Origin of the sequence: Mycobacterium sp. 134 (assembly GCF_048282715.1) — a bacterium.
In the GTDB taxonomy this organism is placed as follows: Bacteria; Actinomycetota; Actinomycetes; order Mycobacteriales; family Mycobacteriaceae; genus Mycobacterium; species Mycobacterium septicum.
This window is the reverse complement of the sequence record NZ_JBLVUN010000008.1, coordinates 980139-994005: the sequence shown is the minus strand read 5'-3', so window position 1 is coordinate 994005 and position 13867 is coordinate 980139. Positions and strand designations below refer to the sequence as shown.

17 protein-coding genes are annotated in these 13867 nt (G+C 68.1%); 11 read left to right on the top strand and 6 right to left on the bottom strand.

All coding sequences use genetic code 11. The features are described from left to right. Position 1: 1 nt before the first annotated feature. From pstS to ACNQVK_RS09395, 3 genes are all read right to left on the bottom strand, one after another. On the bottom strand, positions 2–1177 hold the full coding sequence (pstS, locus tag ACNQVK_RS09405) for a phosphate ABC transporter substrate-binding protein PstS (RefSeq protein ID WP_418029297.1): 1176 nt from the start codon (positions 1175–1177) through the stop codon (positions 2–4). A gap of 121 nt (positions 1178–1298) precedes the next feature. Then, positions 1299–2201, bottom strand: a complete 903-nt coding sequence (mshD, locus tag ACNQVK_RS09400) for a mycothiol synthase (protein WP_418029296.1) — start codon at positions 2199–2201, stop codon at positions 1299–1301. Beyond that, complete coding sequence (locus tag ACNQVK_RS09395; RefSeq protein ID WP_418034074.1) at positions 2198–2992, bottom strand: winged helix-turn-helix transcriptional regulator; 795 nt, start codon at positions 2990–2992, stop codon at positions 2198–2200. The genes mshD and ACNQVK_RS09395 overlap by 4 nt, the downstream gene beginning before the upstream one ends. A 160-nt stretch (positions 2993–3152) precedes the next feature. Here ACNQVK_RS09395 and lmeA point away from each other — a divergent pair, with 160 nt between their 5' ends. The 9 genes from lmeA (at position 3153) to ACNQVK_RS09350 (ending at position 8168) form a co-directional block, all read left to right on the top strand. Continuing rightward, positions 3153–3968, top strand: a complete 816-nt coding sequence (gene lmeA / locus ACNQVK_RS09390) for a mannan chain length control protein LmeA (protein ID WP_418029295.1) — start codon at positions 3153–3155, stop codon at positions 3966–3968. Beyond that, on the top strand, positions 3965–4387 hold the full coding sequence (locus tag ACNQVK_RS09385) for a thioredoxin family protein (RefSeq protein ID WP_418029294.1): 423 nt from the start codon (positions 3965–3967) through the stop codon (positions 4385–4387). The genes lmeA and ACNQVK_RS09385 overlap by 4 nt, the downstream gene beginning before the upstream one ends. A 29-nt stretch (positions 4388–4416) precedes the next feature. After that, positions 4417–4506 carry an Ms5788A family Cys-rich leader peptide gene (locus ACNQVK_RS09380; protein ID WP_350222965.1) on the top strand — a complete coding sequence of 30 codons (90 nt, stop codon included), beginning with the start codon at positions 4417–4419 and terminating at the stop codon, positions 4504–4506. A gap of 90 nt (positions 4507–4596) precedes the next feature. Then, positions 4597–5079 carry a DUF4395 domain-containing protein gene (locus tag ACNQVK_RS09375; RefSeq protein ID WP_418029293.1) on the top strand — a complete coding sequence of 161 codons (483 nt, stop codon included), beginning with the start codon at positions 4597–4599 and terminating at the stop codon, positions 5077–5079. A 50-nt stretch (positions 5080–5129) separates the two neighbouring features. Then, complete coding sequence (locus ACNQVK_RS09370; protein ID WP_418029292.1) at positions 5130–5966, top strand: sulfurtransferase; 837 nt, start codon at positions 5130–5132, stop codon at positions 5964–5966. 1 nt (position 5967) lies between these two features. Beyond that, positions 5968–6270 (top strand): DUF1416 domain-containing protein, encoded by a 303-nt coding sequence (locus tag ACNQVK_RS09365; RefSeq protein ID WP_044520476.1) that lies wholly within the window; start codon positions 5968–5970, stop codon positions 6268–6270. Between the two features lie 286 nt (positions 6271–6556). Then, positions 6557–7240: an FABP family protein gene (locus ACNQVK_RS09360; protein WP_418029291.1), complete on the top strand. Its 684-nt coding sequence runs from the start codon at positions 6557–6559 to the stop codon at positions 7238–7240. Further along, positions 7240–7491, top strand: coding sequence for a hypothetical protein (locus ACNQVK_RS09355; protein ID WP_276129022.1), 252 nt, complete (start codon positions 7240–7242; stop codon positions 7489–7491). The genes ACNQVK_RS09360 and ACNQVK_RS09355 overlap by 1 nt, the downstream gene beginning before the upstream one ends. 221 nt (positions 7492–7712) lie before the next feature. Next, positions 7713–8168 (top strand): hypothetical protein, encoded by a 456-nt coding sequence (locus ACNQVK_RS09350; protein ID WP_418029290.1) that lies wholly within the window; start codon positions 7713–7715, stop codon positions 8166–8168. 245 nt (positions 8169–8413) lie between these two features. On the opposite strand, the gene ACNQVK_RS09345 is transcribed toward ACNQVK_RS09350, so the two are convergent. Then, complete coding sequence (locus ACNQVK_RS09345; protein WP_418029289.1) at positions 8414–9292, bottom strand: aminodeoxychorismate lyase; 879 nt, start codon at positions 9290–9292, stop codon at positions 8414–8416. Positions 9293–9359: 67 nt separating this feature from the next. On the opposite strand from ACNQVK_RS09345, the gene ACNQVK_RS09340 reads away from it, so the two are divergent. Both ACNQVK_RS09340 and ACNQVK_RS09335 read left to right on the top strand, forming a co-directional pair. Next, positions 9360–10454: a YgfZ/GcvT domain-containing protein gene (locus ACNQVK_RS09340; RefSeq protein ID WP_418029288.1), complete on the top strand. Its 1095-nt coding sequence runs from the start codon at positions 9360–9362 to the stop codon at positions 10452–10454. Between the two features lie 264 nt (positions 10455–10718). Next, positions 10719–10892 carry a DUF3073 domain-containing protein gene (locus tag ACNQVK_RS09335; RefSeq protein WP_082940115.1) on the top strand — a complete coding sequence of 58 codons (174 nt, stop codon included), beginning with the start codon at positions 10719–10721 and terminating at the stop codon, positions 10890–10892. An 82-nt stretch (positions 10893–10974) separates the two neighbouring features. Here the strand turns inward: ACNQVK_RS09335 and purM are convergent, their stop codons facing one another. Then, on the bottom strand, positions 10975–12066 hold the full coding sequence (purM, locus tag ACNQVK_RS09330; protein ID WP_418029287.1) for a phosphoribosylformylglycinamidine cyclo-ligase: 1092 nt from the start codon (positions 12064–12066) through the stop codon (positions 10975–10977). Positions 12067–12150: 84 nt separating this feature from the next. Next, entirely contained in the window at positions 12151–13683 is a 1533-nt protein-coding gene (gene purF, locus ACNQVK_RS09325; RefSeq protein WP_409543370.1) for an amidophosphoribosyltransferase, read from the bottom strand. Positions 13684–13867: the final 184 nt, after the last annotated feature.

Here is a 13867-nt window from a genome sequence, read left to right as displayed (position 1 = left end):
GTTAAATCCATCCTCGCCCAAATCCGTCCTCAAATGCCAGCCGGGCTACTGAAGCGATGGCCTCGACCGAGGTCAGCAGGCGCTGCTTGAACTCGTCGGGGAGCGCGATGTATCCGGCCTGCGACAGGCTGGCCTGGCCCTCGTTGGCGGCCACGGTCAGGAAGGACTTGACGGCCGCGGCGGTCTCGGCGTCGTAGCCCTTGGAGCAAACAATCTCGTAGGTGGCCAGCACCAGCGGGTAGACGCCGGCTTCCTTCGAGGCGTACAGCGCGTTCAGGTCGAGCACGAGGTCCTTGCCGTCACCCTTGACCTTGGCGGCGCCGACGGCCTTGGTGGTCGACTGGTCGTCCAGCGCGACCGCGCCGGCGCCGCTGTCGATCTGGGCGTAGGGCAGGCCGGCTGCGGCGGCCGGGCTCTTCTCGACGTAGCCGATCGAGCCGGGGGTGGCCTGCACGGCCTGAACGACACCGGAGGACTTCTGTGCGCCCTCACCGGCGCCGCCCTGGAACTCCTTGCCCGCACCCTTGGTCCAGGTCTGCGGCGCGGCCGCGGCCAGGTACTTCTGGAAGTTGTCGGTAGTGCCCGAGGAATCCGACCGGTAGATCGGCTTGATGTCCAGGTCCGGCAGGGTGGCGCCGGCGTTGAGCGCGGCGATCGCCGGATCGTTCCACTTGGTGATCTGGCCCTGGAAGATCTTTGCCAGCACATCCGGGCTCACGACGAGCTTGTCGACGCCCTCGACGTTGTAGGCCAGCGCGACGGGGCCGAACACCAGCGGCAGGTTCCAGGCCTCGTTGCCGCCGCAACGCGCGGCGGCCTTGGCGACCTGGTCGTCCTTGAGCGGGGAGTCGGAACCGGCGAAATCGACCTGCTTGGCGATGAACTGGTCCACGCCCGCGCCCGAACCGGTCGGGTTGTAGGACAGGTTCTTGCCCGAGCAGACCTGACCCCACGTCTTGTTGAACTCGGCAATGGCATTCTGCTGCGCGGTCGAGCCCTCTGCCGTCACAGCGCTCTTGCCGCTGCACTCAGCCGATGCGGCCGAGTTGGTGCCCGCGGCCGACGAGCCGGTGCTGCCGGCGTTGTTGTCGCTACCACAGGCGGTCAGCGTGAGGGCCGCGATCGCCGTCGCGGACAGCGCGACACCGAACGGCTTGCCAATGCTGATGAGCTTCACAGGTCCCACTTTCAGTTGACGGCTTCGAACTCTCCGGCAACGTATTCGGCCCCAGTGGACGGCTCGCGGACGGCAGGTGAATCAGCAGTGAATAGGTTCAGCGTGTTCACAGCTAAACGGGTTAACCGGCGGCGTACGCCACGTCGACGCCGAACACCTCAAAACCCAAGTTTCGGTAGGTCGCCACGGCCGCCGAGTTATCTGCCTCGACGTAAAGTAACACCGTCGGCAGGGACCTGCCCGCCAGGTGATGCAGACCGACCAACGTGAGCACCGAACCCAGCCCTCGCCCCTGTGCGTCGGGGTCGACGCCGACGATGTAGACCTCGCCGAGCGCAGGCTCGTGGACTTCGCCGCGGGACGCGGCATGCACTTTCGTCCAGTGGAAGCCGAGCAGCGTCCCGGTGCGCTCGTCGAACGCCTCGAAAAGCCCTTCCGGGTCGAACCACGGCTCGCTGCGCCGCTCTTCGATGTCCTGTTCGGTCCAGCCGCCCTGTTCCGGGTGCCAGGAGAACGCTGCGTTGTTGACCCGCAGGATCTCGGCATCGTCTTGAGGTCCGGCGTAGGTGCTGATCCGCACCCCGTCGGCGGTGCGCAGCGGCGGCAGGTCGGTCAGCGGGCGGCGCATCTGAAGCAGTTCGCGGACGGCTTTGAGGTCCAGTGAGGCCGCCAGCGCCCGGGCTGCCTCGAGATTGCCGTGCGCCCAGATCCGCGTGCCCGCCGGCCCCTCGGCGAGCCCGGCGCGGGCCAGCGCCGCGCCGACACCGCGCCGTCGGGCCTGCGGATGCACCACCAGTTCGGCCATCGCCGGGTCGGCATCGGCTGCCGGGGCCAGGTTCAGGTACCCGACGAGGTCTGCACCGTCGGTGGCAAGGAGGTGGCGGGTGCGGTCATGGCCGAGCTCACGCAGCACCTGATCGCCGACCGGGGCGACGCCGTCGACCGCGGTCGCCGCGGCAATGAGTGCCCGGATCCCGGTCTGCTCGGCTTCTGAGAGTCCGGTCCGCCAGTCCAGGTCGGTCACTGGCTGGGCAACCGCCCGGCCAGCGACTCGTCCACGTCGTCGGTCGCCGGGTCGAAGTCTTCGTCGTCGTCGTGCGTGGCTTCGGCGGCGCCGCTCGCCTCGGGGGCAGGGCTGCGGCCACGTGACGGGCGTACCGCCTTGTATCCGACGTTGCGGACGGTGCCGATCAGCGATTCGTACTCGGGGCCGAGCTTGGCGCGCAGACGACGGACGTGGACGTCGACCGTGCGGGTTCCGCCGAAGAAGTCGTAGCCCCACACCTCCTGCAGCAGTTGCGCCCGGGTGAAGACCCGTCCGGCGTGCTGCGCGAGGTACTTGAGCAGCTCGAATTCCTTGTAGGTGAGATCGAGGGGACGCCCGCGCAGGCGTGCGGTGTAGGTGCCTTCGTCGATCGCGAGCTCACCCAGGGTGATCTTGCCGACGTTCTCCTGATTGGCGCCGCCTCCGCGCCGGCCCACCAGCAGTCGCAGCCGGGCGTCGATCTCGGCAGGTCCGGTGCTGGGCAGCAGGATCTCGTCCAGACCCCACTCGTGGTTGACCGCTACCAACCCGCCCTCGTTGATCACCGCGACGACCGGGACGGAGGTACCCGTCGTTCCCAGCAGTCGGCACAGGCCGCGAGCGGCGGCGAGATCGGTACGCGCGTCGACGATCGCCACATCGGCACTGCCCGCTTCCAGCAGCGAGGACACCTCTGTCGGTGCCGTGCGCACGGTGTGGGCCAGCAGCGTCAGCGAGGGCAGGACCGACTCGGGGTGCGGGTCGACGGTGAGTAGCAGCAGATCCAACAGGTCCTCCGGCGCGCCGGCAATCACTTCCCGCGACCGCCCGGACCCCGATGTCCACACAGTCGGATTCATGACTGACATGTAGCCGTTACCGGCCTTTAGTGATCTAACGATAACGCCTCACCTGCTGATTAGCCGCGCCGAGCGCTTGGATCCGCCGGCCGTGGGCGACAATGTGGCGGTGCGCAAACTGCTGATCGGGCTCACCGCAACCGTCACCGCGCTCGTCGTCGGGGTTGTCGGCACCGATTTCGGCTCGGCGATCTACGCCGAATACCGGCTGGCCCGCAACGTACGCACCGCGGCCGGGCTCAACTGGGACCCGTGGGTGGCCATCCTGGGCTTTCCCTTCCTCACCCAGGTCCGCAACCACCGCTACAAGGAGATCGAGATCCGCGCCGCCGGCGTCGACCACCCGGTGGTCGGCAAAGCCTCGCTGGAGGCCACCCTGCACGGAATCGACCTCACCGACTCGTCGTGGCTGATCCGGCCCGACGCGAAGCTGCCCGTCAGGAAGGCCGAGAGTCGCATCATCATCGACTCCACCCATATCGGCAGGTTCATGGGCATCGATGACCTGTTGGTGGAGGCTCCCTCGCGGGAAACCAACGACGCCACCGGGGGCACCACCGAGTCCGGCATCTCCAGCAGCCAGGGGTTGGTGTTCACCGGAACCCCCAAGCAATCCGGACTCGACAAGCGCGTGAGCGTCGCGGTCGACCTGTCCTTCGCCGACGGCAACGAAACCACCCTGGTGCTGACCGCGACCGGGATCCTGACCGGCCCCGGAACCGCCGACGAGCCCGTGCCCGACGACAAGATCGCGGCGGTGCTGTCGGAGTTCAGCCACACGATCACCGGCCAGAAGCTTCCGTTCGGCATCGCCCCCACCACCGCAGGCGCCCGTGGCTCCGACGTGATCATCGAGGGGATCGCCTCGGGAGTAACCATCGACCTGGCGGGGTTCAGACAGTCATGAGCTCTTCGATGGTGCTGGCGATCGTGGTGGTGATCGCCGCGCTCGGGGTCGCCTACGTGATCGGTCGCCTGATCACGCTGCGCGCCGGCATGATCAGGGCAGGTGAGGAGGCCGCCAGCGTCGACACCAGCGATCTGGGGTTGTCCCACACCGGCCCGACCGTGCTTCATTTCTCGGCCGAATGGTGCGGGCCCTGCGCGGGAGTGCGACGAGTCGTCGACCAGGTCTGCGCCGAGCTACCCGAGGTTGGCCACGTCGAGATCGACATGGACGCCAATCCCGAAGCCGCCAGGCGGCTTTCGGTCCTGTCGCTGCCCACCACCATCATCTTCGACCGGGACGGGCGGCCCCGATACCGCACCAGCGGGGTGCCGAAGGCCGCTGACCTGCGCTCGGCGCTGGAACCACTGTTGGCCTGACCCGGCGGTTATTGGGTAAGCTGTCGCTCGTGTCAGCCCGCCTTGAGCTTGTGCTCACCAAGCGCCGCGCAGTCGATCTGTGCCGCGTCGCGGGTTGCTGCTGTTGTTGTTGCTGTTGAGGGCAGCCGCGCGCTTTTGCGCGCCCGCTCAGGCCTCGCGCCTGAGCCTGCACACCATCAGACCTTCTACAACAACAGGAGTTCGTTCTCATGTCATCGACATCAACCCAGCCCGTCGCTGATGGTCGGCCCGCCCAGGTCGACGTGCGGGGCCCTCGGTTCGCGGCCTGGGTCACCACCGCGGTACTGATCGCCACGCTGCTGGTCGCCGGGGTGAGTGAGCTCACGGCCGCGGTGCTGCTCGGCGCCCAGGCCGTGGTGTTCGCCATCGGTGCGGTCGGCGGTCCACGCAAGCATCCGTATGGCCGGCTGTTCGCCACTTTCGTCGCGCCGCGCCTGGCACCGGTCACCGAGCGCGAGCCGGTGCCACCGCTGAAGTTCGCCCAGCTGGTCGGCTTCGTGTTCGCGATCGCGGGCACCGCGGGGTTCGCCTTCGGCATCACCGCGCTCGGCCTGACCGCCACCGCTTTCGCGCTGGTGGCGGCCTTCCTCAACGCCGCCTTCGGCATTTGCCTGGGTTGCCAGATCTACCCGCTGGTGGCACGGCTACGTCGCGTCCCCAGTCCCGCATGACAAACCAAACCTGACAAACCAAATCTGAAGCAACCGAAAGGAATTCGTACATGGCACGTTCCGACGTCCTGGTCTCGACCGAATGGGCCGGGAACAACCTCGACACCCCCGGCGTGGTGTTTGTCGAGGTCGACGAGAACACCAGCGCCTACGACGACGAGGGGCACATCCCCGGCGCCGTCAAACTGGACTGGAGAGACGATCTGCAGGACGCCGTCAAGCGTGACTTCGTCGACCAGCAGCAGTTCTCGAAGCTGTTGTCCGACAAGGGCATCAGCAACGACGACACGGTGATCCTGTACGGCGGCAACAACAACTGGTTCGCGGCCTACGCCTACTGGTACTTCAAGCTGTACGGCCACGCCGACGTGAAGCTGCTCGACGGCGGCCGTAAGCGCTGGGAGCTCGACGCACGCCCGCTGGTCAAGGACGCCGTCAGCCGCCCCGCCACGTCGTACACGGCGCAGCCGCTCGACAACAGCATCCGGGCGTACCGCGACGAGGTCATCTCCGCGATCGGTGCGAAGAACCTGGTCGACGTGCGTTCGCCTGACGAGTTCTCCGGCAAGATCCTGGCGCCGGCGCACCTGCCGCAGGAGCAGAGCCAGCGGCCCGGGCATATCCCCGGCGCCATCAACGTTCCGTGGAGCAAGGCAGCCAACGAGGACGGCACCTTCAAGTCCGACGAGGACCTGGCCACGCTGTACGCCGCGGCCGGCCTCGACGGCGAGAAGGAGACCATCGCCTACTGCCGGATCGGTGAGCGTTCCTCGCACACCTGGTTCGTGCTGCAGGAGCTGCTGGGACACGAGAACGTCAAGAACTACGACGGTAGTTGGACGGAATACGGCTCCCTGGTGGGCGCCCCGATCGAGTTGGGAAGTTGATATGTGCTCTGCACCCAAGCAAGGACTGACGTTGCCGGCCGGCGTCGACCTGGAGAAGGAAACCGTCATCACCGGTCGCGTGGTGGACGGCTCCGGCCAGGCTGTCGGCGGTGCCTTCGTGCGCCTGCTGGACTCCAGCGACGAGTTCACGGCTGAGGTCGTGGCCTCGGCGACCGGCGATTTCCGGTTCTTCGCCGCCCCGGGCACCTGGACGCTGCGCGCCCTGTCCCCCGCGGGCAACGGCGACGCCAGCGTGGCCCCGGCCGGTGCGGGCATCCACGAGGTCGACGTCAAGGTCGCCTAGTGACGATCAAGGCGAGGCACGAGCCGATGAGGAGCTAGGGCCATCGGCATCGCTTGATCGCCTGATCCCGCTCGAACGTGGGCTTGTGTACGAGGATTCGCACTATCTCGCACACAGGCCCACGTTCGGCGTGTATAGGGCGCCCCGACCCGGGGCGCCGACACCCTCGACTAGGAACTAGACTCACTCCCGTGGTGCTCTTCTTCGAGATAATGCTCGTCGCGGCCGTCGTGGTCATCACGTGGTTCGCGTTGTACGCGCTGTACCGCCTCGTCACCGACGAGTCGTGACCTCCGACCGGGACATTCCAGCCGAGGCCTCCGTTCCGGAGCCGGGCTCCGGTGACCGAGCCGTAGCGGCAGCCGCCGAGCGGGCCAAGGCAACGGCCGCCCGCAACATTCCGGTCTTCGAGGACCTCCCGGTGCCTGCCGACACCGCCAACCTGCGCGACGGCGTCGAACTCAACGATGCGCTGCTGGCGCTGTTGCCGTTGGTCGGCGTCTGGCGCGGTGAGGGCGAAGGCCGCGACACCCATGGCGACTACCGGTTCGGTCAGCAGATCGTGGTCTCCCATGACGGCGGCGACTACCTGAACTGGGACTCGCGGTCCTGGCGGCTGAACGAATCGGGTGAATACGAATCCCCCGGCCTGCGCGAAACCGGATTCTGGCGATTCGTGACCGATCCCGATGATCCGACCGGCCGAGACGAATCGCAGGCCATCGAACTGCTGCTGGCCCATTCGGCCGGCTATGTCGAACTTTTCTACGGCAAGCCCCTCACCCAGGCGTCCTGGGAGCTGGTGACCGATGCGCTGGCCCGCAGCAAGTCCGGGTTGCTGGTCGGGGGCGCCAAGCGCCTCTACGGCATCGTCGACGGCGGCGATCTGGGCTACGTCGAGGAACGTGTGGACGCCGACGGCGGTCTGGTACCGCATCTGTCGGCCCGGCTGTCACGGTTTGTCGGCTGATGCGCCGGCCGATCATCGCGGCAGGTCTGCTTGCCGCAGCAGCGTTCCTCGGCGCGTGTTCGTCGGAGGGCCCGCAACCGGCTCCGACCTCACCGCCGCCGGAGCACGGGACCTATGCGCACTGCCTGTCCCAGCACGGCGTCCCCTCCGCGCCCGGCCCGGTCGCCGGTCCGCCGTCCGGGGTCGACGATCAGACCTGGCAGCAGGCCACCAAGGCGTGCTCGACGCTGGCGCCGGGTCCGAGCAGCTAGGGCTCGCCTCCGCGCCCTGACTGGCGCGGCCCAATCATGGATCGCCGCAACCGATCTCGGTGATGTCGACTGACTGCCCCGGCAGCTGCCTGGGAGCTTTGCGAAGCATCGTCTGACACCGTTTCGCAACCAATCACACAGCCGGCTCCAAGGGTGCTGATAACCCAGGCCCATTCAGCCGAAATAGCGTCGGTCGCGCACCAACCATCCAGGAGGTAAATGTGTCCTTGTCATCGCTGCGCGCCGCCGTTTTCGGCGTCACCGGTGCAGCACTCGTCACCGGCATGGTGGCGTGTTCGTCCGGTTCGAGCACAGAATCGCCCGATACCTCGGGGGCTACATCGGCTTCGGAGTCGACGTCGGCCGCACCGGCAGCCGCGCCCCATGGCGCGTTCACCGCTTGCCTGACCGAGCACGGCATCCCGGCGCCACCGGAGGGTGCGCCACCAGGTCCGCCGCCGGCGGGCGCGACCCCGCCTCCTGGCGCCCCGACGCCGCCCCTGGGTCCGGACGGGAAGCCTCTGCCGCCCCCGACCGACGCGAATGGTGAGCCACTGCCACCGCCGCCGATGGGCGAGGACGGCAAGCCATTGCCTCCGCCCGGTGTCGACCAGGCTCAGTGGGACGACGCCATGCAGGCCTGCCAGTCACTGGCGCCACAGCCGCCACCGCAGTAACAGCTCGGCCTACCCCAGACATGGGGCGGCCCCCGAGCCGTGGTTCTTGGTTGGACAGACCGAGGGGCTCGGGGGCCGGGTGGCTGCGGGGAATTCGCCAGCGCGCGCAGGCAATACCCCGGCGCTGCTAGCGGGCAGCCACCTCACATGTCCATAAGTCACTCAATTTGACGGACCACCTCCTTCCCTGTGTGCACACGAAGCTACCCCCGTCCGTGCACCCCGACAAGCGATTTATCCGCAGCTCAGCGATCGCTGACGATCGCCGCGTCGACTAGGCCCGAAATATCGGGTGCCAGCGGCGCATGAGGCAGCGGCCGCCCGTCCAGGGTGTGTACCCGGGCAGCGAGTGTGATGCTGGAAATCAGCCAAACCCCCTGCGCGGTAAGCAGATCCGCCGGCTTGAGGGCCCGGAAATCGCAGTCATAGCCCTTGTTGCGAGCCACCTCGAAGAGTGCCTGTTGGGTGGTGCCGCGCAGGATCGGGTACCAGGGCGGCGGGGTGAGCAGAAGCGGCCGGCCGTCGTCGCCTTCGGCCGCGATGACCACGGTGGAACGCGGCCCCTCCAGCAGGTAGCCGTCGGAGCTGACGAAGATCACGTCACCGGCACCCTGGCGCTCGGCGTGCCGCAGCGCGGCCATGTTGACCGCGTAGGACAGGGTCTTGGCACCGGCGACCAACCACGGCATGTCGCTGGCATTCAGGGGCAGCCCGCGGTCGAGGGTGATCGCCGCCAGCCCGTCACGCCGCACCCCGGCCACCCGGTCGGCCAGCGCGCCGATCGTGGCGAACGCCGTCGCCGGTCCCCCGCTCTCCCGCCCGCGGCTGTAGACCAGGCGCAGCACACCGTCGCCGTCGTTCTCGGCGGTCCAGCGCGCGGCCCCCAACGCTACCGCCGCCCGCCAGGCGTCCAGATCCGGCTCGGGCAGATCCAGCATCTTGGCGGATTGGGTCAGCCGCCCCAGGTGCGCCTCCAGCAGGCAGGGTCTGCCGTCGCGCACCAGCAGCGTCTCGAAAACCCCGTCGCCGCGTACCGCGGCCAGATCGTCGGCGTGCAGCAGCGGAGCGTTGGGGTCGTGGATCTGGCTGTCAAGGGTGACCAGCACGGCTGGTTGGCTCGCCATGGGGCCAAAGCGTAGCTGCGCGCCCATGAGCCGCCGGCGCGGAGAGCGACAAACGTAGAGTTGGCCTATGACTGCACCACCGCCAGCAGTGCCCACGCCCGAAGGCAGCCCCGACGCCGGGGCCGTGTGGCATTACGGCGATCCGCTCGGCGAACAACAGGCCGCAGCGGGTGCCGCGGTTCTGGTCGACCGGTCGCACCGTGCAGTCCTGACCCTGACCGGCAAGGACCGTCAGACGTGGCTGCACAGCATCTCCAGCCAGCACGTCAGCGCATTGCCGGAGGGCGTGGTCACCGAGAACCTGAGCCTGGATCTGCAGGGCCGTGTTGAAGATCACTGGATTCAGACCGACCTCGGCGGCACCACGTACCTGGACACCGAACCGTGGCGGGGCGAACCGCTGCTGGCCTACCTGCGCAAGATGGTGTTCTGGTCCGACGTGCAGATCGAACCCGCGGACCTGGCGGTGCTGTCTCTGCTCGGGCCCGGGCTTGCCGATGAGCAGGTCATCAAGGCCCTGGGCTGCGCGGAGTTGCCGGAGGAGACGACGGCGGTCGCACTGCCCGGCGGCGGGTTCCTGCGCCGGCTGCCCGCCCCCGGAATCGAACTGGACCTGGTGGTGCCGCGAGAGGCAGTCGCCGAGTACACCCGTCGGCTGACCGAGGCCGGGGTGCGGCCGGCCGGGATCTGGGCCTACGAGGCGCACCGCGTGGCCTCCGGGCGCCCGAGGTTGGGCGTGGACACCGACGAGCGCACCATCCCGCACGAGGTCGGCTGGATCGGCGGCCCCGGTGTCGGAGCGGTCCACCTGGACAAGGGCTGCTACCGCGGTCAGGAGACCGTCGCACGGGTGCACAACCTGGGCAAACCGCCCCGGATGCTGGTGATCCTGCAGCTCGACGGCTCCTCCGACCGGCCCGCGACGGGCGATGTGGTGACCGCGGGCGGACGCAACGTCGGCCGGATCGGCACCGTCGTCGAGCACGTCGACGACGGCCCGATCGCGTTGGCCCTGGTCAAACGAGGTCTGCCGGCCGATACCGAGCTGGTTGCCGGCGCCGAGGCGCAGGCGCCCGCCGTGATCGACCCCGATTCCCTGCCGGAGGCGGATGCCACCGCCGGCGCCGGCCGGGCGGCAGTGGATCGACTCCGGGGGCGTTAAGCCGTGGAACAGGTCGTCAGCACGTAAGCTCACTCGGTCACCGACGACGTGACGACCGTCTCTGCGCGGATCCTCGCGATCTTGGTGACGGTCGTGCCGCTGTGCAACGACGCACGGTAGCCGGGCCCGCAGCCACTCGATGTGAGGTAGGGCCTGACAGCACTTCTCGGACGGGCACGGTAAAGTGTTGGCAGGAAATAAAGACACACAGATCGGAGCCGCCTAGCTATTGGGCCGCTCCGTTATTGCGCGAGGGGGTCCCCCATGGGCCGCGGCCGGGCTAAGGCAAAGCAGACCAAGGTTGCACGTGACCTTAAGTACAGCTCGCCGAATACCGACTTCAGTCAGCTCCAACGTGAGCTGTCGGGATCTCCCGATTCCGGTGACGTCAATGACGATGCCGAAGACTGGTCGGGCGAGGACGACTGGCGGCGCTGAGCCGCCTGCATTCTGTCGTAGAACTTAGATACAGGTCGCGCTGATCGCGCACGTCGCTTACCAGCGCGACCTGTCTATCTGTCTAGAACCGCGGATGCTGGCCGACGAGTTGGGCGCGCGCACTGTCCTTGCCGCCCTTCTTCACGGTTCCCAGCGTCCAGCAGTCCAGGTGGCGTGCGGTCAGGATGGCGAGCGCGCGATCGGTGTCCTCCGGGGCGACGACCGCGACCATCCCGACGCCCATGTTGAACGTCTTCTCCATCTCGGCACGCTCGATGCGTCCGCGCTGGCCGATCATCTGGAACACGGGTGCCGGCGTCCACGTACCGCGATCCAGCTCTGCGGTCAGGCCGTGGGGCACCACGCGCTCCAGGTTGCCCGCCAGGCCACCGCCGGTGACGTGGCAGAACGTACGCACCTGCGTCTCGGCGGCCAGCGCCAGGCAGTCCTTGGCATAGATGCGGGTCGGTTCCAGCAACTCCTCGCCGAGGGTGCGGCCGAATTCCTCGACGTGGCCGGCCAGGTTCATCCGGTCGATCTCCAGCAGCACCTTGCGGGCCAGCGAGTAGCCGTTGGAGTGCAGCCCGCTGGACTTCATGGCGATGATCACGTCGCCGGGGCGGACGCGATCGGGTCCGAGCACGTTGTCGGCCTCGACGATGCCGACGCCGGTCGCGGAGATGTCGTAGTGGTCGGGTTCCATCAGTCCGGGATGTTCGGCCGTCTCGCCGCCCAGCAGCGCGCAGCCGGCCTGGACACAGCCTTCGGCAATGCCCGAGACGATCGCACTGACCCGCTCGGGGACCGTACGGCCGACGGCGATGTAGTCCTGCAGGAACAGCGGCTCGGCGCCGCACACCACGAGGTCGTCGACCACCATGGCGACCAGGTCCAGCCCGACGGTGTCGTGCTTGTCCATGGCCTGGGCGACGGCGAGCTTGGTGCCCACACCGTCGGTCGAGGCGGCCAGCACCGGCTCGCGGTATCCGCCCCGTAAGGCGAACAGTCCGGCAAACCCGCCCAGACCGCCCCTGACCTCAGGTCGGGTCGCCTTGGCGGCGAGGGGTTTGAAGAGTTCAACAGCGCGGTCACCGGCTTCGATATCCACTCCGGCCGACGCGTACGAAATGCTGTTGTGTTCGGCGATGCCGTGCTGTTCGGCGCCCTTAGTCATCGCAAGCAAGGCTACCGCCCCGCTGTTACGGGGGTACAGCGCAGGAGGTGTTAAGGACACCTCAAGGACGTCGCGACCGCGACGTCAGGGCCTGCGCAGCGCCGATGCGTTGTCGTTGTCGGGCTGCAGCGGAATGCCGGTGCGGGCCGCGGTGGCCAGCATCTGCTCGATGACGTTCTTGCCCAGTGCGGTCTCGCCGGGCAGTTCGATCGGGTAGTTCCCGTCGAAACAGGCCGAGCACAGCCGGGTGGGCGGCTGCTCGGTGGCCGCGATCATGCCCTGCTTGGAGATGTAGCCCAGGCTGTCGGCACCGATGGCGTGCCGCACCGCCTCCAGCATCTCGCCCGGATGCTCGGCGGATGCCGCGTTGGCGATGAGCTCGGCCGGGGTGGCGAAGTCGATGCCGTAGAAGCAGGGCCATTTCACGGGCGGCGAGGCGATCCGGACGTGCACCTCCAGCGCCCCTGCCTCACGCAACATCCGGACCAGGGCGCGCTGGGTGTTGCCGCGCACGATCGAATCGTCGACGACGATGAGCCGCTTGCCGCGGATGACCTCCCGCAGCGGGTTGAGCTTGAGCCGGATACCCAGCTGCCGGATGGTCTGCGAAGGCTGGATGAAGGTACGGCCCACGTAGGCGTTCTTCATCAGGCCCTGCCCGAACGGGATCCCGGATTCCTGCGCGTAGCCGACGGCAGCCGGCGTTCCCGACTCCGGGACGCCGATCACCAGGTCGGCGTCGATCGGGTGCTCGCGGGCCAGCCGCCGGCCGATGTCGACGCGCGTGGCGTGCACCGAGCGGCCCACCAGCGTGCTGTCGGGCCGGGCCAGGTAGACGTACTCGAAGACGCAGCCCTTGGGCTCGGGGTTGGCGAACCGGGTGGAGCGGACGCCGTCGGCATCGATGGCCAGGAGTTCACCGGGTTCGATGTCGCGGACGAACGAAGCGCCGACGATGTCGAGCGCGGCGGTTTCGGAGGCGACCACCCAGCCGCGGTCGAGCCGGCCGAGCGCCAGCGGGCGCACGCCGTGCGGGTCGCGGGCGGCGTAGAGGGTGTTCTCGTCCATGAAGGTCAGGCAGAACGCGCCGCGCACCGTGGGCAGCAGGTCCAGGGCGGCCTGCTCCAGTGTGGCGTCGGCGGCGCCGTGCGCCAGGAGCGCCCCGAGGATGTCGGAATCGGTGGTGGCGGCCGGGGCGCCCTTCATGTCGATCAGTCCGGCTTCACGGGCCCGGGTCGCCAGCTCCGCGGTGTTGACCAGGTTGCCGTTGTGCCCGAGGGCCACGCCGGTCCCGGCGGCGGTGTTGCGGAACACCGGCTGGGCGTTCTCCCACGTGGTGGATCCGGTGGTGGAGTAGCGACAGTGTCCGACGGCGACGTGGCCCGGCATGGCGGCCAGGGTCTGCTCGTCGAATACCTGACTGACCAGCCCGAGGTCTTTGAACACCAGGATCTGGGAGCCGTCGGAAACGGCGATGCCCGCTGCTTCCTGGCCACGGTGCTGCAGCGCGTACAGGCCGTAGTAGGTGAGCTTGGCAACGTCTTCACCCGGGGCCCAGACCCCGAATACGCCGCACTCTTCGCGCGGTTCGTTTTCGTCGAGTTGCTGCACAGTCACGATAGGGCTGCTCCCGGGGCGGCGGTTGGTGACATAACCGAGTCTACGGTCCAGGTGGGCCAACAAAAGAATCGAATGGCCGGTCTGGCACCGGCTTTTCCAACAGCGGGCGACACGATCGTCATTCCCGCTCCCATCTGCCGGGGTGTGGCCACCCCTACCCGGATCCGTCGGGATAACCCCA

Bases quoted from the DNA above. Each gene is read 5' to 3' on its own strand.
- ACNQVK_RS09365 (WP_044520476.1), top strand. From the start codon at position 5,968: ATGTGCTCTGCACCCAAGCAAGGACTGACGTTGCCGGCCGGCGTCGAC.
- ACNQVK_RS09385 (WP_418029294.1), top strand. From the start codon at position 3,965: ATGAGCTCTTCGATGGTGCTGGCGATCGTGGTGGTGATCGCCGCGCTC.
- purM (WP_418029287.1), bottom strand. From the start codon at position 12,066: ATGACTAAGGGCGCCGAACAGCACGGCATCGCCGAACACAACAGCATT.
- ACNQVK_RS09335 (WP_082940115.1), top strand. From the start codon at position 10,719: ATGGGCCGCGGCCGGGCTAAGGCAAAGCAGACCAAGGTTGCACGTGAC.
- ACNQVK_RS09370 (WP_418029292.1), top strand. From the start codon at position 5,130: ATGGCACGTTCCGACGTCCTGGTCTCGACCGAATGGGCCGGGAACAAC.
- ACNQVK_RS09340 (WP_418029288.1), top strand. From the start codon at position 9,360: ATGACTGCACCACCGCCAGCAGTGCCCACGCCCGAAGGCAGCCCCGAC.
- ACNQVK_RS09345 (WP_418029289.1), bottom strand. From the start codon at position 9,292: ATGGCGAGCCAACCAGCCGTGCTGGTCACCCTTGACAGCCAGATCCAC.
- ACNQVK_RS09375 (WP_418029293.1), top strand. From the start codon at position 4,597: ATGTCATCGACATCAACCCAGCCCGTCGCTGATGGTCGGCCCGCCCAG.
- ACNQVK_RS09355 (WP_276129022.1), top strand. From the start codon at position 7,240: ATGCGCCGGCCGATCATCGCGGCAGGTCTGCTTGCCGCAGCAGCGTTC.